The organism is Vibrio sp. V42_P2S4T144, from assembly GCF_009904715.1.
Lineage (GTDB): Bacteria > Pseudomonadota > Gammaproteobacteria > Enterobacterales > Vibrionaceae > Vibrio > Vibrio alginolyticus.
Genome location: NZ_WXWS01000460.1, coordinates 1 through 3,502, shown reverse-complemented (window position 1 = coordinate 3,502; position 3,502 = coordinate 1). Strand labels below are relative to the sequence as shown.

4 protein-coding genes are annotated in these 3,502 nt (G+C 41.0%); 3 read left to right on the top strand and 1 reads right to left on the bottom strand.

Going from position 1 to position 3,502, the window contains the following annotated elements; genetic code table 11:
- A partial coding sequence (locus CAG68_RS15435; RefSeq protein WP_161441335.1) for an HAD-IA family hydrolase occupies positions 1-371 on the top strand: 371 nt, incomplete at its 5' end.
- Positions 372-460: 89 nt separating this feature from the next.
- Here the strand turns inward: CAG68_RS15435 and CAG68_RS15430 are convergent.
- Entirely contained in the window at positions 461-1,009 is a 549-nt protein-coding gene (locus CAG68_RS15430) for a GNAT family N-acetyltransferase (protein ID WP_005376525.1), read from the bottom strand.
- A gap of 271 nt (positions 1,010-1,280) precedes the next feature.
- On the opposite strand from CAG68_RS15430, the gene CAG68_RS15425 reads away from it, so the two are divergent.
- Together CAG68_RS15425 and dcuC are read left to right on the top strand one after the other, a co-directional pair.
- Positions 1,281-2,405, top strand: a complete 1,125-nt coding sequence (locus CAG68_RS15425) for an acyl-CoA desaturase (protein WP_104976143.1) — start codon at positions 1,281-1,283, stop codon at positions 2,403-2,405.
- A 359-nt stretch (positions 2,406-2,764) separates the two neighbouring features.
- Positions 2,765-3,502 (top strand): C4-dicarboxylate transporter DcuC (dcuC, locus tag CAG68_RS15420; protein WP_202599961.1); only part of this gene is annotated, 738 nt, incomplete at its 3' end.

The window sequence follows — 3,502 nt, the reverse complement described above, 5'->3', positions numbered from 1 at the left end:
ATGTAAAACACACTCAAATATTACTTTACGGCAGTATAGAGCTGTTAAAACGAGTAAAAAGAGCCGGATATGGCGTATATGCGCTCACAGACAACATCAACGAAATTGTGGAACATCTTCGTACTACCTATGAGTTTTGGCCACTGTTTGATGGAGCAATCATCTCTTCTGAAGTTCAATTACTAAAACCACAAGCGGAGATCTACCAAACTCTACTTTCAAAGTATCAGCTTAACCCCGAAGAGACAGTATTTCTTGATGACATGCCTTACAATGTTGAAGGTGCCCGAGCAGTTGGCATGGCTGCTATTCAGTTTGAAAATGCTCAGCAATGTGAGCTCGAACTAAAAGCCATGGGGGTTAACTTCTAGAAAGCTTTCAATAAAACATAACGTTAGGGTGCATAAACAAAAAAGAGCAGTGTTGAGACTGCTCTTATCTAATGTTTTAGAACGCTAGGTTAGGAGTAAATCACGTTTTCCTCAATCCCACTAACTAATGACTGGGCGTTCTTCCAACGGAATACTTTTTCTAACACCTCTTTGCCATCAGGTGCGCGCCAAGTTCGCTCTTGATCCTCTTGTCCACCAATGTGGCGATAGAATTCAATCGCAGAAATGTTTTGCGACACAACTTCTAAATAAAGACCTGTGTCTTTAAAGTACTGCTGTTGCCATTCTGCGACAGCAAGTAATAGCTGCTTACCAATCCCACGACCACGGTAACTGTCATCAACATGCAATGCGTCAATAAAGGTTCCACGCTCGAAATCATGGTTGCCGAACACACAAACAAAGCCAAGTAGCAAACCTCCCTCCTCCGCCAAGACAATGTGCTGATTGAATGGTGGGTTGGTCAAACGGGTTTGCCAAATCAGTAGTTTGTCGTCAATCGCTTCTTTCTCAAGATAGTTATCACTAAGAATGCCACGGTAATGACGCTTCCAGCTATCCGCATGAAGATGCGCAATGCGCTCGTAGTCCTTATATTCCGCTAATCGTAAATCCATTACGTATTCCTATTTTCTTACATTTTTGCTTCTTTATAGAGTCTCGGTATATTCCACCTTTATAACACTTGTTTCTTGGCAGATTTTATACACCTTAAGCCAGAGCTCATTTTTTAATACTACTCATTATTCAATTAAAAGCAAAATATCCCATCAAGTTCCTTAATCTACACCCAAAGGAATAGTCACATTTGTCTAACTTTAATTTGACTTACATGTGTACGCTGATATTCTGGCGAACAGTTGTTAGCTCAAAGTTAGGGATACACCTGTGACTCAAAACAAACCACCTGTTATCTGGTTGAATACATTAATATTTTCTGCCAGTTTTGTTCTAACTTTTATTGTAATGCCTTGGTATGCATATCATTTTGGGCTGGGTTGGGAACATCTAATTTGGGGAGTGATTGCATTTAGTTTTACTAACCTTTCTATTACAGCAGGCTATCATCGTCTCTGGAGCCACAAAACATACGAAGCTCATCCTATTTTGCGCGCCATTTTTGCGATTGGAGGAGCATTTTCTTTGCAAAATAGTGCATTACATTGGTCTTCTGATCATCGTGTGCATCACAAACATGTCGACAATAACGATAAAGATCCGTACTCAGCCAAGCGGGGTTTTTGGTATTCTCACATTGGGTGGATGTTACGTGATTACAATAAATCAAAGGAAAACGAATATACAAACTGCCGTGACCTAAAGCGCGATAAAATCGTCATGTGGCAGCATAAGTATTATGTTCCACTTGCCCTACTGACTAATATTGGTTTCCCAGTCATACTAGGACTGATCTACGGTGATATCTGGGGGATGTTATTGGTCGTTGGTGCAGCTCGACTCTTTATGAGTCACCATACAACTTTTTTCATTAACTCCCTCGCACATATTTGGGGTAAGCAAACTTTCACAGACAAAAACACTGCTCGCGATAATGGTGTACTCGCCTTTTTCACATTTGGAGAGGGTTACCATAATTTCCATCATATTTTCGAGAATGACTATCGCAATGGCGTGTATTGGTGGCATTACGACCCAACGAAGTGGTTGATAAAGTCATGTTCTTGGCTAGGACTCACATCTAAGTTGCGCACAACGCCTACATTTAGAATTGAAAAAGCCCGTGCGAGTCAACTTTTGAAGAAAGCAAGAGAAAAGCTAGAATCGAAACCGAACACGCAAACGATCCTCGATCAGCTACAGCAAGAGTTTGATACTTTAGTTCATCACATGCAGGAATACTACGAGATGCGCAAAGAAGTACTCGGTGCCAAAACTGCCAGTGTGGTAAAAAAATACGAATGTTCTGTAACAAAAATGAAGTATCAGCAAATTAAAGCAGAGTTCGAACGGCAGCAGCGTAGTTGGAACCTTATGGTTCGTCGATACGCATAGTTTATCCTCATTCTTACGATTACTTAGCTTCGCTTCGGCGAAGCTTTTTTGTTGTGAAGAGTGTTTTCCAATAATTGCTTATTGAGTAAAGTCTTTTTCCTATTGTGAATCAATTCACTCATTATTCATTCACTTTCCTAGTCATATTTTCCTTCCTATAAATAGCTTCAAACCAGCACATAACACTTAGAAAACCAAATTCCAACAATACAATCTAACGAAATTATTTATTAAATTATTATTTGTCTCAGATCATGCAAGCCCCATATTTGTCTCGTGCCACAGCTAAGAATTCTGTAAATTCCTTGTCATAAACTGAAACAGTTTCTTTCTTTTTTACATAACATTCGGAGATCCCTATGTTAGAGCTCTTAATTGGCTTAGTGGTTACCATTGCGGTGGGTTACTTTATTGTCAAAGGCTATAAAGCTGCAGGCGTGTTACTGACAGCTGGTATTGCTTTACTTCTTATGACTGGCGTTTTGGGGCACGACGTGCTGCCGTCAAAAATCACCTCAACTGGTAACATGGTGACAGATGCGCTTGAATACGTGAAATACATGCTTCAATACCGCGGTGGCGGTCTTGGTATGCAAATCATGCTGCTTTGTGGTTTTGCGTCATACATGACTCATATCGGCGCGAACAACGTGGTAGTGAAACAGTTCTCTAAACCGCTTTCTGTCATCAAGTCTCCTTACGTCCTTTTGGTAGCGGCTTACATTGTGGCGTGTTTAATGTCTCTTGCGGTAAGTTCTGCAACAGGCCTTGGCGTACTATTAATGGCGACATTATTCCCAATGATGGTCGCGATGGGCATTTCTCGTCCAGCAGCCGTTGCAGTGTGTGCCTCTCCAGCGGCAATCATCCTTTCTCCTACTTCTGGTGATGTTGTTATCGCAGCAGAAAAGTCTGGTTTAGAGCTTGATGTGTTTGCGGTACAAACTGTGTTGCCTGTTTCTATTTGCGCAATCATCGTCATGGCAGCGGCAGCGTTCTTCTGGAACAAATACTTAGATAAGAAAGAAAATACACCAATGGAAAAAATTGATGTATCAGAGATCAAAGCTGACGCACCAGCGTTTTATGCAGCTCTT